General features: G+C 51.4%; 18 protein-coding genes. 10 read left to right on the top strand and 8 right to left on the bottom strand.

All coding sequences use genetic code 11. The annotated features are described in order from the left end of the window. Positions 1-96: 96 nt before the first annotated feature. Complete coding sequence (locus tag MR847_RS03265) at positions 97-558, bottom strand: VanZ family protein (protein WP_477190190.1); 462 nt, start codon at positions 556-558, stop codon at positions 97-99. A 23-nt stretch (positions 559-581) separates the two neighbouring features. Here MR847_RS03265 and MR847_RS03260 point away from each other — a divergent pair, with 23 nt between their 5' ends. The 4 genes from MR847_RS03260 (at position 582) to MR847_RS03245 (ending at position 6,774) form a co-directional block, all read left to right on the top strand. Next, entirely contained in the window at positions 582-839 is a 258-nt protein-coding gene (locus MR847_RS03260; protein ID WP_100426432.1) for a hypothetical protein, read from the top strand. Positions 840-1,353: 514 nt separating this feature from the next. Then, positions 1,354-2,661 carry a pyridoxal phosphate-dependent aminotransferase gene (locus tag MR847_RS03255; RefSeq protein ID WP_100426431.1) on the top strand — a complete coding sequence of 436 codons (1,308 nt, stop codon included), beginning with the start codon at positions 1,354-1,356 and terminating at the stop codon, positions 2,659-2,661. A 126-nt stretch (positions 2,662-2,787) separates the two neighbouring features. Continuing rightward, on the top strand, positions 2,788-3,540 hold the full coding sequence (locus tag MR847_RS03250; protein ID WP_100426430.1) for a DsbA family protein: 753 nt from the start codon (positions 2,788-2,790) through the stop codon (positions 3,538-3,540). Between the two features lie 48 nt (positions 3,541-3,588). Continuing rightward, a complete protein-coding gene (locus MR847_RS03245; RefSeq protein WP_287722933.1) occupies positions 3,589-6,774 on the top strand; it encodes a carbohydrate binding domain-containing protein in 3,186 nt (1,061 codons plus the stop codon). A gap of 314 nt (positions 6,775-7,088) precedes the next feature. Here MR847_RS03245 and MR847_RS03240 read toward each other — a convergent pair whose 3' ends face one another. The 3 genes from MR847_RS03240 to surE all read right to left on the bottom strand — a co-directional run bounded on the left by MR847_RS03240 (position 7,089) and on the right by surE (position 12,321). Beyond that, complete coding sequence (locus MR847_RS03240; RefSeq protein ID WP_287722932.1) at positions 7,089-8,597, bottom strand: glycoside hydrolase family 11 protein; 1,509 nt, start codon at positions 8,595-8,597, stop codon at positions 7,089-7,091. Positions 8,598-8,809: 212 nt separating this feature from the next. Further along, a complete protein-coding gene (gene gyrA, locus MR847_RS03235) occupies positions 8,810-11,527 on the bottom strand; it encodes a DNA gyrase subunit A (protein ID WP_277000364.1) in 2,718 nt (905 codons plus the stop codon). Positions 11,528-11,544: 17 nt separating this feature from the next. Next, a complete protein-coding gene (surE, locus tag MR847_RS03230) occupies positions 11,545-12,321 on the bottom strand; it encodes a 5'/3'-nucleotidase SurE (protein ID WP_100426426.1) in 777 nt (258 codons plus the stop codon). 63 nt (positions 12,322-12,384) lie between these two features. On the opposite strand from surE, the gene hisS reads away from it, so the two are divergent. From hisS to MR847_RS03210, 4 genes are read left to right on the top strand one after another with little or no spacing between them, the layout of a single operon-like run. Then, positions 12,385-13,674: a histidine--tRNA ligase gene (gene hisS / locus MR847_RS03225; protein ID WP_287722931.1), complete on the top strand. Its 1,290-nt coding sequence runs from the start codon at positions 12,385-12,387 to the stop codon at positions 13,672-13,674. A gap of 6 nt (positions 13,675-13,680) precedes the next feature. Then, the gene (locus MR847_RS03220) at positions 13,681-15,324 is read left to right on the top strand and encodes an SGNH/GDSL hydrolase family protein (protein ID WP_277000373.1); all 1,644 of its coding nucleotides are present in this window, start codon (positions 13,681-13,683) and stop codon (positions 15,322-15,324) included. Continuing rightward, positions 15,321-16,718 carry a GDSL-type esterase/lipase family protein gene (locus MR847_RS03215; protein WP_287722930.1) on the top strand — a complete coding sequence of 466 codons (1,398 nt, stop codon included), beginning with the start codon at positions 15,321-15,323 and terminating at the stop codon, positions 16,716-16,718. The genes MR847_RS03220 and MR847_RS03215 overlap by 4 nt, the downstream gene beginning before the upstream one ends. Then, the gene (locus tag MR847_RS03210) at positions 16,715-18,562 is read left to right on the top strand and encodes an MBOAT family O-acyltransferase (protein ID WP_287722929.1); all 1,848 of its coding nucleotides are present in this window, start codon (positions 16,715-16,717) and stop codon (positions 18,560-18,562) included. The genes MR847_RS03215 and MR847_RS03210 overlap by 4 nt, the downstream gene beginning before the upstream one ends. 43 nt (positions 18,563-18,605) lie before the next feature. Here the strand turns inward: MR847_RS03210 and MR847_RS03205 are convergent, their stop codons facing one another. Together MR847_RS03205 and MR847_RS03200 are read right to left on the bottom strand one after the other, a co-directional pair. Further along, the gene (locus tag MR847_RS03205; RefSeq protein WP_287722928.1) at positions 18,606-19,214 is read right to left on the bottom strand and encodes a uracil-DNA glycosylase family protein; all 609 of its coding nucleotides are present in this window, start codon (positions 19,212-19,214) and stop codon (positions 18,606-18,608) included. 20 nt (positions 19,215-19,234) lie between these two features. After that, positions 19,235-19,759 carry a nitroreductase family protein gene (locus MR847_RS03200; RefSeq protein ID WP_100426863.1) on the bottom strand — a complete coding sequence of 175 codons (525 nt, stop codon included), beginning with the start codon at positions 19,757-19,759 and terminating at the stop codon, positions 19,235-19,237. Positions 19,760-19,939: 180 nt separating this feature from the next. Between MR847_RS03200 and MR847_RS03195 the strand changes: the two genes are divergently transcribed. Beyond that, positions 19,940-21,589, top strand: coding sequence for a hypothetical protein (locus MR847_RS03195; protein WP_287722927.1), 1,650 nt, complete (start codon positions 19,940-19,942; stop codon positions 21,587-21,589). A gap of 242 nt (positions 21,590-21,831) precedes the next feature. Continuing rightward, entirely contained in the window at positions 21,832-22,758 is a 927-nt protein-coding gene (locus MR847_RS03190; RefSeq protein WP_287722926.1) for a sugar nucleotidyltransferase, read from the top strand. A gap of 52 nt (positions 22,759-22,810) precedes the next feature. On the opposite strand, the gene MR847_RS03185 is transcribed toward MR847_RS03190, so the two are convergent. Together MR847_RS03185 and MR847_RS03180 are read right to left on the bottom strand one after the other, a co-directional pair. Next, positions 22,811-23,503, bottom strand: a complete 693-nt coding sequence (locus MR847_RS03185) for a Crp/Fnr family transcriptional regulator (RefSeq protein ID WP_287722925.1) — start codon at positions 23,501-23,503, stop codon at positions 22,811-22,813. A gap of 63 nt (positions 23,504-23,566) precedes the next feature. Further along, complete coding sequence (locus tag MR847_RS03180) at positions 23,567-23,707, bottom strand: thioredoxin family protein (protein ID WP_287722584.1); 141 nt, start codon at positions 23,705-23,707, stop codon at positions 23,567-23,569. Positions 23,708-23,720 lie beyond the last annotated feature (13 nt).

Below are 23,720 nucleotides of genomic sequence, written 5' to 3'. Positions count from 1 at the left end.
TTGAGGATGCTTGCGCAATCACATTACTCCTGAAGATTCTCCCCATCATCATCCTGATCCTTGTTGTTTGCATGATTCTCTTCTGCCACGGATAATCTATTCCAGCAGCTTGGAATCTTCCCGAAAAATGCGTAAACGCTTCCAAGGTTTTACCAAAGCGTAAAGCGTGATTCCACAAGTGCCGCCGAATACGTCCGCGATGATGTCGCCAACGGAAACGCTCCGTCCGGGCACAAAGCTCTGATGGTATTCGTCAAGGACACCTGCCAAAAGACAAAGCCCGACGCAATAAAGCGCCACGATCAGACGGTTCTTTTCCCAACGGGCATTCGTGAACCACAGTCCAAAAAAGATCGCCAACGCGCCGAATGTTCCGGCATGCAAAAATTTATCGAACGGTGGCACAAGCCAGTCCATGCCATCCCCATCGATCGAAGAGGTGCGAAATATCATCGCGAGCAACAGTACAGCAGGAATAAAGCGGAACAGCGGATAGCGCTGAAAAAGAGAATCCAATTTTTGCATGGTCTCAATATAGAAACTAAATTTGCTTCGCAAAACGCTCAACAGGCAAGACTATCATGACCAAACTCGACGAAATTCTCCAATCCCTGAACGCACCGAACCACGCCTTGGTTGAAATGCTCCCCCTCAACCTGAACCACAAGATGGTGCAAAAGGCGCGCCTCGGCAAGAAGCCCGTGCCCAAACACACGCAGGACCTCATCTTACAAGCGCTGAACAAGTACCTCGCCGAGAACGGCATCACCGAAGACAAGAAGATCAAGCAGTACAAGCGCATCGAAATTTTCGGCGAAGAAAGCCCTTGCAATCTCTAAGAACTTGTACTAAATTAAAAACGTATGAATCATTCTTTTGGACAGAACATCATAGCAGCAGCCATTGCAACAAGCGCGGCAGCAGCCCGAGCTAGTATTCGACCGTCCACAGAAATGAGACTCCGATCCGCCTAGTGCGAATTTAGAATCCAAGTTTTGAGGACAGTCGATTTTGACTGTCCTTTTTTCATTTTAAGCTTTTTCATCCACCGAGGTTCCATGATTTCTTCCACAGCAAAACACAAACATTTTTCATCCACACAGGCAAAAGGCGCACCGCCCAAACGCCCGGACTATAGCATGGCCACGGGGGTGGATGCGAGTAAGGGGTTCGCAACTCTGAGTGGGCTCCTACCTTGACTCCCGCCGAGCATGCGAGCCGCCCGTGCCACGGTAACCCCTCCATGCCAGTGGAAAAACATTCACTTTACCCCCAATAAACAAACAACCAAAATTTCTTTTAATTAGATTTACAATCGTCTATTCAATTCGAAATTTATCGGAGACACAAATTATGCGTAAACGACTTTTAACTGAAGGTGCAAAAGAGCTCTCGTACGAAATCCGTGAGATCGTCAAGAAGGCCAATCAGTTAAAGGCACTCGGTCTCAAGATCCACTGGGAAAACATCGGCGACCCGATTCAAAAGCATTGCCAGATCCCGGAATGGATCAAAGAAATCGTCAGCGACCTCGCCAAGGAAAACAACAGCTACGCCTACTGCCCGTCCAAGGGACTTCTTTCCACCCGCGAATTCATTGCGAACGAAACGAACAAGCTCGGCGGCGTGCAGATCACGCCGGAAGACATCCTCTTCTTCAACGGCCTCGGTGACGCCATTTCGACCATCTACAGCCAGCTGTCGATGACGACCCGCATCATTGGGCCGTCTCCAGCTTACAGCACCCACAGTTCCGCGGAAGCAGCCCATGCGCACTCTTCCCCGCTCGTGTACCACCTCCGTCCAGAAAACCATTGGCTCCCGGATCTCGAAGAACTGGAGAACAAGGTCAAGTACAACCCGAACGTGGCCGGCATTTTGATTTTGAACCCGGACAATCCGACCGGCATGGTCTATCCTCTTGAATACCTCGAAAAGATGGTGAAGATCGCAAAGGACTATAAACTCTGCATCATCTGCGACGAAATCTACAGCAAGATTACGTACAACGGAGCCCATGCGTATCCGCTCGCTACTTACATCGGCGACGTCCCGGGAATTTCCATGAACGGCATTTCCAAGCAGTATCCGTGGCCGGGCGCTCGTTGCGGCTGGGTCGAATACTACAACCGCGACAAGGACCCTGAGTTCGATGCGTTCTGCCGTGCGATCGACAACGCGAAAATGATCGAAGTCTGCTCGACGACGATTCCGCAGCTCACAATTCCAAAGATTCTCGGCGACTCCCGCTATTCGGCGCACCGTCAGGCTCTGAACGAACGCATTGGACGCCGTAGCGCGGTCATCAATGAAATTCTTTCCGACGTTCCGGAACTTTACTTCAACCCGACCTACGGCGCATTCTACAATACAATCGTCTTCAAGCCGGGCGTTTTGAACTCTCGCCAGTCCCTTCCGATCGAAGATCCGAAGATCAAGTCGCTTGTGAATCAGTGGACGGCAAACGTCAAGAGCGAAGACTACCGCTTTGTGTACTACCTGCTTGCGACGACCGGCGTCTGTGTCGTTCCGATCAGCAGCTTCTGCAGCGAACTCGAAGGCTTCCGCATCACGCTCCTCGAAGAAGATGAAGACGAACTCCGTCTCGTATTCACGAAGATTCGCGACGCAATCAAGGCTTACGTGGCGAGTGCAAAGTAATCCGGATTGTTGTGTAAATTTTCTTTTTCTAAGACGGTTCCTTCGGCAACCGAATATTCAAAAATCGGGTACCGACAGACCGCCTTTTATATATTTTAAAAACGAAATTTTAAAAAGGATCATTTCATGAAATCTTTCTCGTTGGCACTCAGTGCAGCTCTGCTTATTTCCCTTTCCGCATGCAACGAAGCTTCGGCAAGTGGCAAAACAGACGGTTCGAAGGGTACAAAGCTCGACAGTCTTGCCGCCGAAGTCAAGACCATGCACGAAGAATTCGAAATTCTTAAGTATGGTCTCGAAAAGCGTGGTCTTTCCATTGAACAGATGAAGGCCGAAATGGAAGCCGATAACAAGGTATGGGACATCCCGGTCGGCACAAGCCCGGTCTTCGGCAACACCAAGGATCCTCTCCTCACGATCGTCGAATTTTCTGAATTCCAATGCCCGTACTGCGCCCGTATCGCTCCGACGATCCACGACTTGATGAATAAGCACAAGGACGAAATCAAGTTCGTATTCAAGCACTTCCCGCTCAGCTTCCACAAGGACGCTCCGGGTGCAGCAGCCGCCACCATGGCCGCTCAGGAACAGGGCAAGTTCTGGGAATACCGCTATGCGCTTGCCGACAAGAACCGCGAACTCAATCCAGAAACGTTTAAGAAAGTCGCAAAGGAAATCGGCCTCGACATGGCAAAGTTCGAAAAGAGCATGGCTCTCGACTCTGCCAAACAGGCTCGTATCAATGAAGACTTCCAGCTCGGTGTCAAGGTAGGCGTCCAGGGCACCCCGAACTTCTATATCAACGGCAAGCGTCAAGACCGCTTTAGCCCGGATCTCGTCGAAAAGCTGTTGAAAGAAGCTAAGGAACAGAAGAAGTAATCGATTAATTGAATTGACAAACACCTAACTAAACAGAGGGAATACCGAATGAAGCATCAATTCTTGAAAGCTTCGTCCATGCTCTTCTTGGGGCTTGCGACGACAGCTGCGATGGCGCAGAGACCTCCGCGCATCGTCGTATATAAGATGTTCGACGACCAGTATCGCCAGGGTGGTTTCGACTACACCTACGGTGGTAAGGGCGGAACAGTGACTGTCACGAAGGAAGGTGGCTACAAGTCCAAGTCAGCTCTCGACATCAAGCTCGACCCGACGGATTACTCCGGCGCTTCGATCTGCCTTTACAACGAATTTTTCGACTTGAGCAAGTACATCCTTGACTCCAAGCTCGAATTCATGATCAAGGGCAAGAACGGTGGCGAGCAGCTCAAGATCGGCCTCCTCGACGACGAAGTGGGCGATGGCAAGAAGACTCAAGTCGCGCTCCCAATGGCCAAGTACATCCAAGGCGGCGCCGTGACGAAGGACTGGAAGAAGGTTTCCATTCCTCTCGTCGACTTCCCGGATCGTGGCCTTTACTGGGATAACACCCGTAAGTCCGAATTCCCGGCTCGCATCGACTGGGACAAGATCGCAGAAGTCCGTTTCTCGATCGACAAGGGCGTGAACCCCGAGTTCGAAGTTTTAATCGACAATATCGAAATCGTCAAGGGCAACAAGAAGGCCAAACCAAAGCCGAAGATTGTTTACTGGGACGAAAACAACGACGTGATCGACGGTCCGAAGAACCCGGAAAAGCTTGACGGCAAGGTCAAGCCGGTTTCTGGCGGAACATTCTATGATAACCAGCTCAAGGGCTTCTCTTACGTTTACGGCGGTCTCACCGCTCAGCGTGAAGCAGACTCGAAGACCCAGGGCAACCCGAATGTGCTCGCCATGTACATCGACAACAACGACTGGTCCGGTGTGACCTACTCGCTCGGTGAAGGCAAGTTCATTGACCTTTCCAAGGTCCGCAACAAGGGCGGTCTCTACTTCTGGATCAAGGGTAAGCTCGGTGGCGAAAAGGTGTACGTCGGTATCCTCGACAACCAGGGCAACGACATCAAGAGCCAGACGAAGATCAGCCTGAACGACTGGATCGAAGGCTCCAAGGTCGGCACGGACTGGAAGCTCGTGAAGATTCCTCTCAAGAAATTCAACGACAAGGGTAAGGCTTGGGACGCAAACAAGCAGGCCGAAGTCGCTAAGGACGTGAAGTGGAATAAAATCCAGGAAATCCGCTTCTCTGTGGGCAAGGGCGAAAACCAGGGCGAACCGGGCAAGCCGGCTCCTGTGACGATTTTCGTCGACCAAATCACCTTCACAGAAACGATCGACTGGGTGGACCCGGATATCAAGTGGGACAACTGGAAGAACAAGACTCCGGACCTCGTGATTTCCGACTTCGAAGGCAAGTTTGCACAGGACAAGTGGGAACCGTCTAAGGGCCCGAAGTCCAAGGTGGAAGTGGAAATGCCGTACAAGTCCTCGAAACTCGACGGCAACAGCTTGAACGTGAAGCACTTCGAAATGTCTGACTGGGTTGACGTCGTTCTCGACTTCACCAAGAACCCGGCCAACCACGGTGCAAAGCTCCGCGACTGGACTCAGCATTGGGGCATCATGTTCGACGTTTACTCGGAACGTGCATGGCAATCCATCACAGTCCAGATCGGTGACGCAGGCAACGAACTTTTCGTAGCAAACACCGGTGTACCTCGCGGTCGCACCACGGTGATCGTTCCGTTCCGCAACTTCTCCAAGTTCCCGTACTATCAGCCGCCTAACGCAAAGGAAAACGGCCAGTTCGACCTCAAGGGCGTCGTTTCCCTCGACTTCAAACCGGGTGGAGAAGGTTCTAACGGTTCCTTCGAAATCGATAACATCAAGCTCACGAACCAGAAGGAAGTGAAGCAGGCCGAACGTCCGGCTCTCGTGAAGGTGAACGTGAAGGGCACGAGCGAAGTGCTCAACCCGAACATCTCCGGCGGCCTCTTCGGCATCAACGCAGCCCTCTGGGACGGCGACATGCTCGACAACAAGAAGTTCAAGGTCCAGACTGCAGAATATGCTAAGCGCATCAACCACGGCATCATCCGTTACCCGGGTGGTCTCCGCGCTGATGACGACCACTGGAAGGAAATTCTTGACAATAAGGACTGGATGGTCGATACCGACGAATTCCTCGCCTGGCTCAAGAAGACCGGTTCCAACGCCATGTTCACTGTGAACTTCGGTTCTGGCACAGAAGAAGAAGCTGCTGCTTGGGTGAAGCACACGAACATCGACAAGAAGGCCGGCATCGTTTACTGGGAAATCGGTAACGAAGTCTATGGTAACTGGCACCCGTATTACGAAAAGTACGGTAAGGACGGCGGTACCATTTATGGTAAGCGCGCCCGTAAGTTCATCGAAGCCATGAAGAAGGTTGACCCGACGATCAAGGTCGCTGTCCTCGGCGTGCTCGATGGCCAGTGGAACGACAACGTACTCAAGGAAACCGGCGACATTGCCGACGGTCTCATTGTTCACCACTATCCGCAGCACTTCGGTGAAGAAAACGACTTCGCCATGCTCTCTGCTCCGCAGGACCTCGTTCCGATCTACAGCCGTCTCCATAAGGTTGTGGACAAGTGGACAAGCCACTTCAAGAAGGACAAGAAGATCGAACTCTGGCTCACCGAATGGAACTCCGTGGACTTCAACCCGGGTCCGCAGACCATCGCTCTCGAAAACGGTCTGTTCGTTGCTGACTACCTCGCTATGCTCGCCACTGAAAATGTGGACAACGCACAGTACTGGGATATCCACAACGATATCACTCCGGAAGGCGGTGACTACGGTTACCTGACCCGTTCTGCAGAAGAATGCATGAACTGCCCGCGTCCGAGCTACTGGGCATTCCAGATGGCTTCCGACGCTCTCCGCGGCAAGCTTCTCAAGACCGAAATCACCGGTGACAAGGAATCGCTCATCACGACTTACTACACCGAAAACGGCAAGAAGAAGTCGCTCCTCGTGATCAACAAGAGCCCGTACAGCGATTACGAACTCAACCTGAACATTCCGGGCTTCAAGGGTAAGGCTACGGTCCAGACTCTTGACAAGAGCTCCGAAAAGCTCAAGGAAGGTTGGGCAAACGATCCGTCCAAGAAGGCCAAGAAGGGTGTTGACGTGTCTAAGCCGATCAAGGTCGGCAAGCGCACCATTACGCTCATCACGATCGAATAATCGCGAGTTCGCATGAATTCAAGAAGGCTCCCGCTTTAGCGGGGGCCTTTTTACACACGGAAATGTTCTAAAGGCTCGAAAGAATGAATACGAGCTCCACAGGCAGAAGCCCTACGCCATAGGTTCTCAGTCGGTCCTTCACAGCGTTCTTCGATTCCCTGCGAATTATTGCTTGAGTGTCCACTTTTCACGTCAATTACATGAAAGCCTCCGCGGATGGTTCCTGGGAGGCCTTCGGGTTTTCAGGGGGGCAGAGGGGTAAAAAAACGCTCGCGGAAAAAGCGGGCGTTTTTCGTTTTAGAGAGGTTCTTGTTTTAATGGGAAACGCGAATCTTTTGCAGACGACTTCCCTGCTTCACCATGTAGACTCCAGCGTTTTTAAACTGGGCGGAAAGGATTTCCGAAATGTTAGCCCCGGCAGGAACCTTGACGTGCCCAAGGGAGCGCCCTTGCAAGTCGAAAACGGCATAGTTTGCGGAAGAGACGTTCAAATGGATGCGATCCGAAAGGGCTGTTGAACCAACCGAGCTGAACGAAACATAGTCCACGTTCGTATTCGCATCTTCAATGGTGATGCGGAGAACATGCTCGCCTGCTTGGAGCGTGGCGCTTCCTGTTGTGGTTTCGTATGTGTTCCAATCGTTCGAAGTTCCGGTGAACGGGAGCGATCCGATTTCCGTTCCGTCGATGGAAAGCTTTATGCTGCCAGCCCCGGAACCGTTCGAGACCGAAGCCTGAATATTATATTCGCCCGCCTGTGCAACATTCACGGTGTATTCAAGCCATTCACCTGCGGCGGTATAGCCCACAGCCTTTCCTGTTCCTCCATCCACAATGGCTACGGAATAATCCGAGCCGCGGTATTCGGCATCGTATTCGGCATCGGCTGGCGTGTTCGTTCCACCGTAAGAATCTCCTTCGTTTCCGTTGTCAAAGTTTTCGGCCTCTATCGTACCCGGGATGGCGATTGCGGTTCCGCCGAACGGGGCGCGCGTGATCGGATCCGGTTCTTGAACTACAGAGCCTTGACCGTTATCGCTCATATTAAAATACGTATAGTCCACGGTTCCGCTTGAATTTCCGCCGGCTTCATTCATGAGCATCACTTCGGTTACGCGACCAAACTTGAGAGTCGTCGATCCACCGCCCTTCGAGCCTTTCAAAGTTGCCTTTTGACCGGTGAAGAGTTCATCCCACTTGTTGAAATGCGCCGAGATATCGATGTGACCGCATTGACGTGGCGTTTTACGGACACTGAAGATTTGCAAAAAAGTCGACGTTCCCGATTTGGAAGGTTCTTGCTGGCGAAGGAAAGCGTGAATCGTATATGTCTCACCGTCTACCGTAATTTCACCGAACTTTGCACCGATATAATTTTCATTCGGCTGACTGTACCAGTCGTCAACAATATAATATTCAACCTCTGGATTCACCGTCCAGCCGTACACGCCGATGTAGCCGTAAGAACCGTGTCCATTCTTCGTATATTTATAATCTACCGTGTAATGTTTCGTCTTGTGATCGACGCCCTCCCCGTTATCGCCATAGCGGTAACCCACACGTGCCAAAAAGTCGTTACTATTCGACCATTCTGCCGAAAACGTTCCATTTGGATAATAGGTCATCGAATTGGAACCGCCATCCGCCCAGAGTTCATACCCCCAAGGGCTATCGCTGATCGATCCCGTTTGGTTCTTCGTGACCGTGGTTCCGTTTCCCGAATGCCCCATTGCATCTGTGCACGCATCCGCAGCGAAACTGTTTGAAAGCCCAAAGGCGAGAGCAATGCCCGCAACCATTCCAAAACCAAGATTCTTTTTCATAAGACCCCTTTGTGATTCCATTTTGGAATAAAATAAATTGGGCGATTTTCAAAAGGATGTTTGCGCAGAAATTGCCGTTGTCAAATTTTACAACAGCTCACTGCAACGCCGGCAAATCTTTCGCAGCAAAGCCTTTCGTTCTCAACCAAAATTCCCCTACAACGAAAAAAGCCCGCATCGCAGCGAGCTTTTTCCTGAACTTTTCAAAAGGATTAGTTCTGCGGAGCGTCTTCCGAATTGTTCTGGGCTTCGGAGTTTTCCTGAGCTTCAGATTCTTCGGAAGGTTCTTCCGGGAGTGTACCTTCGGTTTCAGCCGCTTCGGACTGGCCTTCGATACTTTCCTGTTCCAAATCGTCATCGCTCGGCAGAGCGGTTGCGTCCTGGACCTTATCCTTTTCGGCGAGCGTAATCGCCTTCACGCCCTGGGAAACACGACCCGTCAAACGGATACTGTCGACCGGGATACGGATTACCTGGCCTTCGCGGCTGGTGATGATCAAATCGTAATCGTCGACGACGCTGTCCACATAGACAACTTCACCCGTCTTATCGGTAATGTTCAAGTTGCGAACGCCCTTACCGCCACGGCGCGTGATACGGTAAGCAGCCGGTTCGGAACGCTTGGCATAACCGTTTTCGCTCACGGTCAAAACCTTGCGATCGCTCTTGAGCCAGAACATGCCAATGACTTCATCGCCTTCGGCAAGACGGATACCGCGGACACCGTGAGTGCCACGTCCCATCGTGCGGAGACCGGTGATCGGGAAGGTCAAAGCCTGACCCTTCTTTGTCGCGATCATCATCAAGTCCTTCGCCATATTCGAGCTATCGACCGGTTCGTCGGAGCCTTCGACGTCTGTTTCTTCCGTTTCCGGAGCTTCTGCATTTTCTGCGGTTTCGACTTCGACTTCTTCGCCACGGGCCGCAGCTTCCATCTGTTCCGCGGTCACACCGACGAGAACGACCTTTACGAGTTCGTCATCTTCATCGAGAGTAATCGCATTCACACCGGAACGACGCGGGTTTGCAAAGAGCTTCAAGTCCATCTTGTTCACGACACCGTTCTTGGTGACGAACATGAGGCAGTTGTAACCGCCGAACTTGCGCACCGGCACAATCGCCGAAACCTTTTCGCCGTTCGAGAGGTTTACAAAGTTCACAATCGGACGGCCCTTACCGTTGCGAGTACCTTCCGGCAGATGGTAAACCTTTGTCCAGTAAGCCCGGCCCTTGTTCGTAAACACGAGCAGGAAGCTGTGCGTGCTCGACGTAAAGATCGACTGGATGTTATCCTGATCCTTGAGGCCTGCACCGATAATGCCCTTACCGCCGCGGTTCTGAGCCTTGAACGTATCGATCGGAAGGCGCTTAATGTAACCTTCGCGGCTGAGCGTAATCACCTGTTCTTCTTCCGGGATCAAATCTTCGGAATCGTAATCGGCGACGGCTGCCTCGATCGAGGTACGACGCTTGTCACCGTACTTCGCTGAAATCGCATCGAGGGAATCGAGAACGATCTGAACACGACGCTCCTTGCGAGCGATGATGTCTTCCAAGTCCTTGACCGTTTCCACAAGCTGATGGTATTCGGCTTCGAGTTTTTCGATTTCGAGGCCGGTGAGACGCTTGAGCTGCATATCCACGATGGCCTGAGCCTGAATGTCGTCGAACGAGAAGCGGGCGCAGAGTTTCTGCTTCGCTTCGTCAGTGCTGTTCGATCCGCGGATGATGGCGACGACTTCGTCCACATTGTTGCAAGCGATGCGAAGCGCTTCCAAAATGTGCATACGGGCCTGAGCCTTGCGGAGTTCAAACTGGGTGCGGCGCAAAACCACTTCCAAGCGGTGATCCACATAGTGGCGGATCATGTCCTTGAGAGTAAGGAGCGTCGGCTGCGTGCGGTTCACGAGAGCCAGGTTGTAGATGCTGAACGTATCCTGGAGCTGCGTGTACTTGTACAAATTGTTCAGAACAATATCGCCCTGGAAATCGCGCTTGATATCGACGACAACACGCATACCGTCACGGTCAGATTCATCGCGGATATCGCTGATACCGTCGATTCTCTTGTCGCGGACAAGGTCGGCCATGTTCTTCACGAGCATCGCCTTGTTCACCATGTACGGGATTTCGCTGATGATCAAACGTTCACGTCCCTTCGCATCCTTTTCGATATCGACGCGGGCACGCACGCGGATCTTGCCGTGGCCCGTGAGATAAGCTTCACGGATGCCAGCCTTACCGCAGATGATTCCACCTGTCGGGAAGTCCGGACCTGCCACGTAATTCAAAAGTTCTTCACCGGTGATATCATTGTTTGCACAGTAGGCGTGGATTGCCTGAACGACTTCACCCAGGTTGTGCGGCGGAATGTTCGTCGCCATACCGACGGCAATACCCGAGGAACCGTTCACGAGAAGGTTCGGGAATGCAGCAGGAAGTACGAGAGGCTCATCGAGAGTTTCATCGTAGTTCTTGCCCATATCGACCGTTTCCTTTTCGAGGTCTTCGAGCATCATTTCGCCAAAACGGCTCATCTTGGCTTCCGTATAACGCATTGCAGCTGCGCTGTCGCCGTCGACGGAACCGAAGTTACCCTGGCCGCGGACGAGAGGATAGCGGAGCGAGAAGTCCTGAGCCATACGAACAAGCGTATCGTAAGCAGCAGCATCGCCATGCGGATGGTATTTACCGATGACTTCACCCACGATACGAGCCGACTTCATCGTCGCCTTGTCCGATGTCAGACCGAGCTTGTGCATCGCGTACAGAACGCGGCGGTGAACGGGTTTCATACCGTCACGCACGTCCGGGAGGGCGCGAGCCACAATCACGCTCATCGAGTAACGCAGATAGCAGTCCTGCATATCCCGTTCGATGAGGGACTCGTAATGTGTGCCCGGGGTTAATTTGATGTTATCTTCAGCCATTTATTTTCCTTAGTTGTTTATCGAATAAAAAACTTGTTGACGACCTGCTGTACTGGAACGAGCCCGCTTTGGAGAGTCTGGTCGATAGTCATCGGGGAGATAGTCGCATAGCCCTGCGAAAGGAGCAAATCGTCCGAATTCACCGCAAAACGTTCCGGAACCTTCGCACCCGAAAGATAATACCTGCCATCTTTCAGTTCATAATGGTCGGTGAACATGGAAATGCCCTGACCCGCCGCCTTAAAGCCCTTGAACTTCGACTGATTTTCGTCCGGAAAGTTCACATTCCAGAATGTATGCGCCGGAATCCGGGAATAAAGCTTTTTGTCCACGACTTCCACGGCAAAACGGAGCAGTTCCTTTTCCATCGTTTCCGTCGCATCGTAGCAGAGCGAAAGCGCAAGGCTCGGAAAACCCCAGAGCGCCGCTTCACGGGCGCCAGCGACCGTTCCCGAATACAGGGAAGAAACCCCCGCATTTTCGCCCTTGTTCGGGCCCGAAAAGACGCATTCGATCGGAAGATCGCGGTACAGGTACGTGAGAGCGAACTTGGTACAGTCCGAAGGCGTGCCTGTGAGCGTGTGGAATTCAAACGGAAAATCGCCAGGAACCTTTTTCAGCTCATGACCGTGAAAGCCCTGAAACGAATGCGAAACACCGCTCTGTTCCGTCGCCGGAGCGACAACATGGACGTTTGCCAGTTCCGAAAGGGCTGTCGCTAAGTGCACGAGAAACGGACTTTCAAATCCGTCATCGTTCACAAGCAAAATTTCTGGTTTAGATTGTCCCGTCATTTGACCCAAAAGATAGAAAATTATAAGCGTTTTTGGAGCCCATTTTACTACCTTTGCGGGCGTATGAGTAACTCTAAAATGCAAACTCCTCCCCTGCCAAAGGGAACCCGTGATTTTTATCCGGAATCCATGCGGATTCAGAACTACATCTTTGACACCTGGCGCAAGGCGGCTCTCCGTTTCGGATACGAAGAATACGAAGGCCCGATGTTCGAACATCTCGAACTTTACACCGGCAAATCCGGTGACGAAATCGTAAGCCAGCTTTACGACTTCATGGACAAAGGCGACCGCCACATTGCACTCCGTCCGGAAATGACGCCGACGCTCGCCCGCCTCGTGATTCAAAAAGGCAACTCCCTCCGCAAACCGTTCAAGTGGTTCAGCCTTCCGAGACTCTTCCGCTACGAAAAGGCGCAGAAGGGCCGTCTCCGCGAATTCTTCCAGTTGAACCTGGACATCATCGGAACGGAAAGCATTTACGCCGAAGCGGATCTTCTTTCCGCAATCGCATCCATGCTCAAGGACTTCGGTCTCAAGGCAGACGACTTCTGCATTGGCGTTTCGAGCCGCAAACTTTTGAACGTCTTTCTCGCTGAAATCGGCGTTGCCGACACTTCCAAGGTTTACCCGGTTCTCGACCGCCGTTTGAAGATCGGCAAGGACGATTTTTATGCGGAACTCGCCGCTGCAGGTCTTTCTGCGGAACAGACGAAGAAACTCGACGACTTCATGGATTCCAAGGGCATCGACGAAGTCGCATCCAAGATTTCGAGCGAAGAATCGAAGGCGGCCCTCGACGAAATCCGTCATCTGTTCAAGACTCTTGAAGCCGCTGGCGTTGCAGAATCCGTAGCGCTCGACCTTTCGATTGTGCGCGGTCTCGCCTATTACACGGGCATTGTCTTTGAAGTTTACGACAAGGGCAAATCCATGCGCGCGATTGCAGGCGGTGGACGTTACGACAGCCTCACCGAAAAGCTCGGCGGCCAGAAGGTTCCAGGCGTGGGCTTCGGCATGGGTGATGTCGTGCTTGCAAATCTCCTCGAAGAACGCGGGCTTTTGCCGTCTTCCAAGCAGTCTCTTGACTTCTTTGTCGCAAGCTTCGCAAACGACATGGACAAGGTTTTCCAGGTCGCAAGTGAACTGCGCAGCCGTGGCTTCAACGTGAACCATCCGCTCGCACCGGCAAAGCTCGGCAAACAGATGGAACAGGCGAACGCCCAGGGCGCCAAGATAGTCGTCTATGTGGACGGCGACAAGGCTCCGGCTGGCGGCTTCGAATACAAGATCCTTACCACAGGAACTTCAGGCGCAGGCTCTCTCGAAGAGATCGCCCAAATCAAGGCTTAAAGTCGAATGTCGCCTCGTCGCACGTTCCTCTCGATAGCCGCCGTTTTCCTGTTACTAGGTCTGCTGTCTCTCGTTTTTCCGAGGGACGGCGTTCAAATCGGTAACTCTACACTGCGCTTTCCTTCGATTCTTGAAGCCCTTCAAGAATTCCAATCGGATAAAACGGATACAGCCCAAATCGACCCCGAAGAACAGATTCGCAAAATGCTCGCCGAAACGCGCGCACGGGAATTCACCAAATACGCGGACTCCCTGAACTTTTACGAAGAGTTCTTCCGCCAAGGGCCGACACGCTTTGACTTCCCCGCCAACGACCCATCCTGGTTTGACCGTTTCTTTAAGCGTCTCCAAGAAGCGAAGGATTCGGGCAAGGTCATTCACATTGTGCACTACGGAGATTCGCAACTCGAAGGTGACCGCATCACGGCGGCTGTCCGCGAACCTTTGCAGGCTCTTTGGGGCGGTTCAGGTCCCGGCATGGTTTCTCCCCTCGCGGACATCCCTTCTTACGTTCTGAACAGTCACAGCATCGGGAACCTTTCTCGTCACCGCATTTTTGGGCCTGTCGAAGAACACGCACGCCACAACAAATACGGCCCGCTAGCCCAGGTCACGGAACTGCGGGGCTCCGCCACGTTCACCTTTAAAAAGAGCTTGCATCAAAAGGGTTATCCGCTCGCCGGAAAATTCCAAAAGGTCCGCTTGCTCGCGAACAAGGCAAACCTCAAAACCAAACTCATCTATACCGCAACCGTCATCGACACGATCCGCCAAGATTCCTTGCCCGATGAGTACAAAGAACGTTCCCAAAAGTTCCTTGCGCTCGAACCGGCCGTGGAAACGTTCCCCGGGCTTTCCGTTTACACGTGGGACCTTCAGCATGTGACGGAATCGGTGAACCTGACCGTGCGCGGGAACGCGGACCTGTACACGATTTCATTAGACGGTGAAAGCGGTGTCGCCGTTGATAACGTCGCCATGCGCGGCAGCTCGGGCACCATCTTCACCAAGATGAACGGTGAACTTTTAGGCGCGTCCCTCGAAGCGATGAACGCTAAGCTCATCATCATGGAATACGGTGGAAACCTTGTACCGAGCGTCAACAAGTCGAACCTCGACTGGGTCGAACGCGTTCTCGAAAAGCAGATCAAGGCTCTCCAGGCCGTTGCACCGGATGCCGACATTCTCTTCATCGGCCCTGCGGACATGTCAAAAAAAATCAACGGCAAGTGGACAAGCTTCCCCGCTCTCACGATGACGATCGATAAGATCCGCGAAATCGCTCTGCGAAACGGCTGCGCCTATTGGGACATGTACCGCGTCATGGGAAGCCACAATGCGATGATTTCGTGGGTCAAGCAAAAGCTCGGCGGTCCGGACTACATTCACTTTACACGGAACGGCGCCTCTCACATGGGCAAGCTCTTGTACAACGCTCTCAAGTTGCACTACGACTATTACCTGTTCCGCGAAAAGCACGGAATCGATTCGAGCAAGCTGAACGAAATCCACGCCTTTGCCGACAGCTCTAAAAATGAAGCCGACACGCTCATCAAAAAAAGCGACACCCTGGTCAAGCAGAACGACACACTCGTTTTGACGCCGATCGAAGACGCTCCGGAAGATGACGACTTTGGAGCTGTCGAATGATGATCCGCGCGCTTCTCTGCCTTCTCGCTCTGAGCGCGTCTCTTTTTGCAGACACGATTCCAACGGTGAATCTGCCGATTGACACGTCCAAGAATCACATCGAATTCCCGGGTGGGAATATTTCCTATGTTCCTTTCTTGCGCAAGCTCGACTCGCTCGTTTATACGGGAAAGGGAAACATCAATATTTTACATCTGGGCGGATCCCACATTCAGGCGGATGTGATTTCGAACCGAGTCCGCGTCCATTTGCTTCAAAACCTAAAACTCCCCGCAGCCAGCAGAGGTTTTGTTTTTCCGTACACGGCGGCGCGCACCAACACGCCCATAAGCTACGCCTCGCGCCGCAAGGGCCACTTCAAATGGCTCCGCAGCGTTTACAAGGAGCGCAAAGTCAAACTCGGAGCGATGGGCTTTGAAATCACCACGATCGACCCCGACGCCGAAGTGCGCATCGTGCTCGACAGCCGCATACCGGATCAAAAATTCTGGTACTTTACCCATGTCCGCGTCTTTGGAACTTCGAACGATTCCATTGAACCGGTTTTACAGCTCGATTCGAACGGCACGCATTACTTCGGAAAGCACGATACGCTGTCGAACAGCTACACATTCACGCTTCCCCGCCGCGCGGATTCTTTAATTCTCACATTCCCCTGGAAAGATTCCCTCGCCGAAAAAAAGCTGCGCGATACACTGTCGACGCTCGATTCCCTCGGTCAGGATTCGCTCTTTGCAGACACGAGCTTCTTGAAGACGCAGCCCGCCTTTACGCTCACCGGGATTCTGCTTTCGGATACCGTTCCTGGGCTCACGTACAATTCGATCGGGGTAAACGGCGCAGACCTCGAAGCGTATCTTTCGCTTGAACATTTTGAAAACGACCTGCTCTTTTCACGCCCGGACCTTGTGATTTTCGCCATCGGCGTGAACGATGCAAATGTCGAGAACTTTGACCCGGAACTTTTCAAGGCGCGGTACGACACATTGATTAGCCGCATTCGAAAGGTTTCTCCCAAAGCGGCATTCCTCTTTATGTCAAACAACGACAACTTTTACACAAAGACGAACGAGCCGAATTTGAACGGTCTTCTCGTCGTCGAAGCATGCAAACAGCTCGCCAAAAAATACAAGGGCGGCTTCTGGGACATGTTTGGGGTAATGGGTGGATTCAAATCGATGGAAAAGTGGTACATCGCCGATTATGCGAAAAAAGATCACGTCCATTTTAAGAATGCAGGCTATGAACTATTAGGCGATCTCTTTTACGACGCCCTGCAAGAAGTTCTTCGCCCGGAAGCACCCAAGGTGACCGTGATACCGAAGAATTTGCCTGCGAAAAATCTGACGACTCAACCGGCTAAAAAATCCCCTAAACGGAAGGCAAAAAAATGACCGATATCACGAGCCTTCTTCAAAGCATTTTCCTATTTGACCCGTCGAAGCCGCTGATCTTTACACAGTTCTATTTTTGGGCGTTCTTCGCGGTCATCTTTGCGCTGTTCACTTTTTTACACAGCAAGGTGATGCTGCGGAATGCGTTCCTTTTCTTTGCAAGTCTTTTCTTCTATTATAAAACCAGCGGAAGCTATCTCGTTCTGCTTGTATTTTGCGTTGTCGTCAATTTTTTCGGCGGACGCCTGTTGTACAAAATGGAGCAGAGCAAGCGCAAGATAGCTCTTCTCGTTTCGCTTGTCGTCATTGATCTTTTAACGCTCGGATTCTTTAAGTACGCCTACTTTTTTCTCGATGTTTTGCATCAGCTGTTCGGCATTAACCTAAAGGTTTACAACTTCTTTGCCGCGGCGAGCAATTCCATTTTCAAAACGCAATCCCTCGTGGACCAGATCATTCTCCCGGTGGGCATTTCGTTCTTCACGTTCCAAGCGATCAGCTATTGCGTGGACGTTTACAAAAAAAGCGTTCCCGCTATCACGAACCTTTTTGATTTTGGTTTTTACTTAACGTTCTTCCCACAGCTTGTGGCCGGCCCAATCATCCGTGCCGACAAATTCATTCCGCAGTTGCACCGCAAATTCTTCCTTTCGCATCATGAATTCGGCATGGCCATGTTCTGGATTTTGAACGGCCTTGCAAAAAAAATTATCATGAGCGATTTTTTGGCGACCCAGTTCGTGGACCGCGTTTTTGAAACACCGCTCCTCTTTACAGGCTTTGAAAACTTCCTCGCGCTCTTCGCCTATTCGCTGCAGGTGTACGCCGACTTCTCCGGTTACACGGACATTGCGACGGGTGTGGCGCTGCTTATGGGATTCCACCTGCCGCAAAACTTTAATTCCCCATACAAGGCAGACAAGCCGGCGGAATTCTGGCACCGTTGGCACATGTCGCTTTCCCGCTGGCTCCGCGACTACATTTACATTCCTCTCGGCGGTAACCGCGGATCGGGATTCGGCACGTTCTTCTGGACTGCGGTAATTTCGGCGATTGCGATTATGCTGTCGGGAAGTGTTTGGGTGGCGTCGGCACTCGGTGTACTGTACCTGTCCTTGGGGCTTTGGGCTTACTTTAAGCCGGATTCCCGCAAAACGATTTCGAAGCACATGAATGCGATGATTACGCAGCTTATGGGCGGTCTTTGGCACGGTGCGAGTTGGAACTTTATTATTTGGGGCGGCTTAAATGGTCTTGGCATGATTGCAAACACGCAGTGGAGCAAACAAAAGATTGAAGTCCGCGCCATTTTGATGTTCGTGATTACCGCGGCGGCGATCATCGCTTGCAAATATCACTTTGAACCTGCCTTTGGCATTGCGGCTGTCTGGTGCGGCGTGATTTTCTTTGGCATTTATGCGAACATGATTTACAATCTTTTCGCGACCAGATCTTTGCCTAAGCTCCGTTATGCATGGAATGTACTGCTCACGTTCGTGTTCATTACATCTACGCGTCTTTTCTTCCGCGCCGGCTCCAATTTGGACCCTGCAGAAGCAAACGAAGTCGCCTGGGAAACCGCTCGCAATATGATTCACCAGATCGGAAGCCCGTGGGATCTTTCGATTGTACCGCAGCAGGCTTTTGCGCATCTTTCGATAATTCTTGTGTTCTTGCTCGGCATGGCCATTCACTGGTTACCGAATCATTTCAAGCGTTGGTACAGAATGGTCTTTTGCCACCTGCCGGTTTGGGCTATGATCGCCTTTGCCGTCGTCGCGTGCTTTGTAATCTACCAGTTCTCGAGCGCAGACTCCCCACCGTTTATCTATTTCCAATTCTAAACAATAAACCATGGGCAATGATCAGAGAATCAGAAAGGAAGCTTTACTGCAGAATGGTTAATTCATATTTTGAAAGTCCCATTCCAAGTTCAGAAAACATCTTCCTGTAGGCTTCCACTTTCTTCTCAAAGGCAAGCGGATACGCGCGGCTGGAACTCGGGGTGCGGTACAAAAAAAGCTCGCGATTTCCGAGCCTGAACGGGCTTCTTCCGCCGACATCAGGTTCTTCTGCACCAAGCATTTCGCACAAAGTCTTTGTCGCGAGCGTTCCTGTCGTCACCACGGCCTTACACTGTGAAAGTTTTGTCAGCATTCCCTTCACATCGGTCGGCTTCACCACTTCGAGAAAAGCGTCCGAGGCGTTCCCCTTTAAGCGTCTGACTTCTATCGCGGTATCATAGATTCCAATCCCTGCCGTATTCAAAAAGTCGATGATCTTTTCTTTGTCAAACGACTTCTTTTCTTTAAGTACAAAGTAATCCCTGTCATCAAAAAAAACCTTCCCCAAAATGCGCCACATATCGTTGATGAAATTCGGATAGTAAAAGTGCATGCACCAACGTTTTTGCGGAGGCGGAAAACTGCCAAGCATCAAAAGCTTGGCATTCTTCGGCAAAAAAGGTTTGAGCGGATGTTTTTCGACGTCTTTCATTAGGCTTGGATTCAACGGCATCAAAGTTCCTGCGAGAATTCCTCCATCGGAATGCGCTGGCTGTGACGCGGGCTAGGATTGCCACGTTCCGGATCTGCGTATCCGACGTCCAACAGGCAAACGAGCTTCATCTGCGGAGGAAGGTCGAATGCCTTTTCGATGTCTTGAGCGTTAAAACCGCGGGCCCAAAGCGTATCAAGTCCCAGGTCTTTGGCTTCGAGCATCATGTGTGTCGTCACGATGCTGCCATCTTCGTAGCCGCTGTCGTGCGGATCGTTGTACTTGCTTGCTCTGTAGCTGATCGACGAGTCGTAGCAGACCATGAGGACGACCGGAGCATTGTAAGCCATTGGGGTTGCTTTGCGGATCTTCGAGAGGGCGGACTCGGACTTGAGAACGAAGACTCGGACCGGCTGAGCGTTGGTCGCTGTCGGCGCAATGCGGCCTGCTTCCAAAACCAGCTGTAATTTTTCGGCTTCAACCGTTTTTTCAATAAAAATGCGGCAACTGTATCGCTTCTGAGCTAATTCAAGGAAAGTATTCATGCCCATAAATATAAACTCCCGGCTATCATTGCGGATACCCATCTTAAATACGCTTTAAATTACAAAAACGCAAGTAAAATGGAAGAAACTTGATTTAGACCGTAAAACTTTTTGTGAAAATACTACATTTCATCGCAACATACAATAAATCATAAACCTTAGCTACCATAGGAGTTTAGAATGAACAAAATTTATACATCCGCATTGGTCCTCGGCCTCGTTGCCGCCGGCGCCTTTGCTCAAGCTGCTCCGGTTGCTGCCCCTGCAACAGAACAGACCGCAGAAGCCCCGAAGGCAGAAGCTGCCGCTCCGGTTGCGGATTCCGTGAAGGCCGCCGAAGAAGCCAAGAAGGCTGAAGAAGCCATGAAGGCCGAAGAAGCCAAGAAGGCCGAAGAAGCCAAGAAGGCCGAAGAAGCCAAGAAGGCCGAAGAAGCCAAGAAGGCCGAAGAAGCCATGAAGGCTGAAGAAGCCAAGAAGGCCGAAGAAGCCAAGAAGGCCGAAGAAGCCAAGAAGGCCGAAGAAGCCATGAAGGCCGAAGAAGCCAAGAAGGCCGAAGAAGCCAAGAAGGCCGAAGAAGCCAAGAAGGCCGAAGAAGCCAAGAAGGCCGAAGAAGCCAAGAAGACTGAAGAAGCCAAGAAGGCCGAAGAAGCCAAGAAAGCCGATAACAAGTCTGAAGAAAAGGGCGAAGTTTCTGCCGCTGCCGGCAGCGCTCTCGACATTCTCAAGGCTAGCATGAACGAAGGCACTTCCAAAGCAAAGATGGAAGTGAAGTTCTCCGGCATGGCTGAATTTGATATTTACACGGGCGACGTCATCAATGACGACGACCTCGAACATTCCTATGCTTCTACCTTCGATCTGAACGTCGACGTTCAGTTCAACGAAAAGTGGTCTGCATTTGTGGGTCTTGAAGCGGACGGTGAAACCACCTCTCCGGCTTCCATCTACAATGGCGCATTCATCCAGTACAAGCCAGCCAACTTCTTCGCGGTGAAGCTTGGAGACCTCACCTTCTCGGAAGGTGCATTCCAGGCTTACTACGGTTATGATGATCCGACTGATGACGCCGCTGGCATGACCGAACGTGACATTCGCGGTCTCGAAGTTGACCTTGCTGGTCTCCAACTCGGTTTGGGCTTCGGTCGAGGCGATAATGACACCTACTCCATCTGCGCCGATGACGGCGAGAAAGAAAACCCTCTCTGCGCTAACGGCGAAGGCAAAAACTACAGCGTTCACGCAGCTTACGAATTCGACTACGCCGGTCAGCACCTCCGTCCGTATGTCAACTATAAGAGCTTCCAGTCCACTCAGCACAACGAACTCCACGCTGGTGTTGACGCCGGCTTGAACATCGGCGGCTTCGGCTTCCGCGCTGTTTACGGCTTCCATGCCGACTACCTCGCCGACGACGGCGACGTTAAGAAGAATGTGGACATGACCTCCACTGCTCACACGATCTTGGCCGAACCGACCTTCGAAATTGGCATGTTCAATATCAAGACCACCGCCTTCTATGCCTTCATCGACGAAGCTGAAGACGGCCACATCGAAGCAGAAAAGGACTTCCAGGAATATTTTTTCCTCTATGGCGAACCGGCATTCAAATTTGCTGAATTCATCAAGATCGGTATCCCGGTTGAATATCACACGCATACCCTCGACGACGACAAAGAAGATGAAGCGACTCTCGATGTCGGTGGCCGCTTCTACATCAGCCCGGTCGAAAACCTCGAAATCACAGCGTTCGGTATGGTTGACATCGCAATGCAGGACAACGAAGACGACACCGCTCTGCGCTTCGGCCTCGAAACCGTATTCAGCTTCTAATTTCAAAAGTTAGAGTTTGAAATGAGCGAAGGCTCGCCGATTGGCGAGCCTTCTTTTTTTGCAGGATACCCTTATTCCCATGCGGTTTTCCCTATTTGTTTAATAAATAAGAATATTTGCCCCATATTCCGAGTGTGGGATATCACTATGGGTGTACAAATCCCTTTTATTTACATTTACAAATCGTTACGAAAAAGTTATCTTTTAATTTGTAAGTTTTTCCTAATTTTGAAGAAAAATCCATGAAGATTATTCTACCCATTGCCGGTAAAGGCGTTAGACTGCGCCCTTACACCAACGAATTGCCCAAGTGCCTGTTACCTGTGGGCGGTAAAACGATTATCGATTGGATTGTGGAAGACGCCAATCGTCTTACCCCCAAAGAAACCATCTTTATTGCCGGATACAAGGCGGAAAAGATCCAAGAATATCTGGAAAAGAAACCGGAATGGGGAAACACGCGTGTCGTGTTGCAAATGAACCCGCAGGGCCTTGGCGAAGCGATCGCCCGCGGACTCCCCTATGTGAACGACGGAGAACCGTTGCTGATCATTCTCGGAGACACGCTCTTTGAAGCGGACCTTGCCCAGCTTGAATTCGCCGAAGACAATGTCCTTTACACGTACAAAGTTTCGGATCCTCGCCGCTTTGGCGTCGCCGTTACGAACGAAAAGGGCGAAATCACTGAACTCGTCGAAAAGCCGCAAACTTACGTAAGCGACGAAGCCATCGTCGGTATCTATTACATCAAGGATACCGCCGAACTCCGCAAGGCACTTCGCAAAATGATTTCAAAAGACATTCGCTCGAACGGCGAAATCCAGCTGACCGACGCCCTGCAGATGATGATCGAAGCCGGTTGCAAATTCAAAACTGCTCCAGTGGAACGCTGGCTCGACTGCGGACTCCCGGAAACGCTGATCGATACGAATTCGATTATGCTGAGCAAGAACGACAACAGCGCGAACTTCCACTTCCCCGGCACCAAGATTATTCCGCCCTGCCACATCGGCAAAAACGTGAAGCTCGAAAACTGCACCATAGGACCGAACGTGGATCTCGGCGACAACTGCTCGCTCAGATTCGTGAACATCAAGAACTGCGTCGTCTGGGCAAACGAGTCGCTTAGTTTCACCCTTATCGAAAACCAGATCGTGGCTAGCTGCTGATGGCTTCGCTCGCAATGACATTTTGGGCGTCTCGCATTGACAGTCCGCTGTGTCATAACGAGGAGCGAGGAGACGATCCTATCTTTTTTAGGCCTTCTATATCGAGGAAATGAATCGCACCTCGTTTTACGTTTACAAGGCCCTTCGCGGAAAATTCTCGGAGCATGCGAGCGACAACCTCTCGGGCAGAATTTACATCGCGAGCGATTTCTTCTTGCGTCTTTTGAATTTCAAGCTTTCCACTCTTTTCATAGGCGGCCACAAAGTAAGAAGCCAGGCGCTGATCGAACTTTTTGAAAAGCATCATCTGCAAAGCCCAGAGTGTTTGCGAAAAACGTTCCGTTTCTTTTTCAAAGACCAGAGCCTTCACGTGGATGTTCGACTCCATCAGCTGTCCACAGATGGAAGCGGGAACGACGAGCACCGTCGTATCCTTGACCGCCGAGACTTCCGTTTCAAAGGTCAGCTGGTGAATCACGCAAGACGCCGTGGAAACGCAAAGCTCGTCCTTTTCAGCGCGGTACAGCGTAATTTCGCGTGCATCTTCCGAAGTCATGCTTACACGGATTTCGCCGTCCAAAATAAAAACAATGCCGAGACACGCGGAACCGTTGCTGCTCACGAGATCGCCTTTTGCAAAATACTTGATTACGGAACGTTCCGAAACCACCGTCTTTTCACTAGCCGAAAGTTTGCTCCAAAACGGGAGCCTATCCACAATTAAACGGACTGGAGCTGTATTCATAAACAAACACCTTCTTTGCAATATATACAAAAAAGGTGCGTTGCTTTGGAGAATGAATTCGAATTAGATCATGGCGAGAATCTGAGCCTTAGGCTGCACACCGACAGAGCTGTTCGTGACCTTGCCGTCCTTGATCACGACCAGAGTCGGAATGCTCGATACGCGGAACTGGGCGGCGAGTTCTTCCTGTTCGTCCACGTTCACCTTGCCAACCTTG

This window comes from Hallerella sp., assembly GCF_022776125.1.
Taxonomy (GTDB): domain Bacteria; phylum Fibrobacterota; class Fibrobacteria; order Fibrobacterales; family Fibrobacteraceae; genus Hallerella; species Hallerella succinigenes.
Note: the sequence above shows the minus strand (reverse complement) of the source record. Positions and strands in the feature narration are given on the sequence as shown.